Origin of the sequence: Niveispirillum sp. KHB5.9 (assembly GCF_048066115.1) — a bacterium.
Lineage (GTDB): Bacteria > Pseudomonadota > Alphaproteobacteria > Azospirillales > Azospirillaceae > Niveispirillum.
In genome coordinates this window covers 1-915 of record NZ_JBLTYX010000068.1, presented here as the reverse complement: position 1 = coordinate 915, position 915 = coordinate 1, and the positions used below count along the sequence as shown (strand labels likewise).

Annotated in this window: 1 protein-coding gene; it reads left to right on the top strand. The window is 68.3% G+C overall.

What is annotated here, in order from left to right; translation table 11 throughout:
* Positions 1–915, top strand: a 915-nt coding sequence (locus ACM9HJ_RS30965) for an RHS repeat-associated core domain-containing protein (protein ID WP_416575664.1), incomplete at both ends; no start/stop codon positions are given.

Sequence of the window (915 nt, the reverse complement as noted above, 5' to 3'; positions counted from 1 at the left end):
TGACGAGGATGGCAACCGCACAAGCGCCACCTGGTCGGGTGCGACGGTTGGCTGGCGCTATGACGGGTTGAACCGGGTGACGGGGGTGGACCTGGGCACCGATGCGGTGACGCGGCATGTCTACGACCTGCTGGGCCGGCGGACCTCCACTTTGCGCGGGGCGGCGACCAGCACCTATGGCTATGACATTGCCGGACAGCTGACGGGCCTGTCGCATGGCTGGTCGGGCGGATCGCTGACGGCCGGCTATGTCTATGACGCGGCCGGACAATTGACCAGCGAGGCGTTGGACAATACCGCCTTCCTGTGGCAGCCGGCGCCGACGCTGGCCAAAACCACCAGCTACGACCCGGCCTCGCCGATCAACGCCCTGACCAAGGTGGACGGGGTGGCGCAGGTGCATGATGGTCGCGGCAACCGCACGGGGGCCGCCACCCGCACCTGGCGCTATGACAGCCGCAACATGCTGACCGGCGCGAATGCGTCGGGCATGGCGGCGACCTATGGCTATTACCCCGAGGGGGGCCGGGCCTGGAAGCAGGTGAACAATGTCACGACCCTGTACCTGGAGCTGGACGGGATCGAGTGGGGAACCTACGACGCCGCCGGCGGGTTGAAGGAAAGGACGATCCGGGCCAGCGGCACCGGTGGTGCGGCGGTGGCGGTGCATGCGCCGGCGGGCGGGTTGATCCGGCTGCTACCCAACCGGCAGGGCAGTGTGATCGGCTGGCTGCGGCCGGATGGCAAGCTGGGCGGGGCCTATACGTATGACGCCTATGGCAACTCGCCGCAGGCCGCCGCTGCTGGCCCGTCTTTCCGGTATGCCGGGATGCGCTACGATGCGGAGACGGGCCTGTACCACACGCCCAACCGCGCGTACGATCCCCAGGACGGGAGGTGGATGCAGCTCGATCC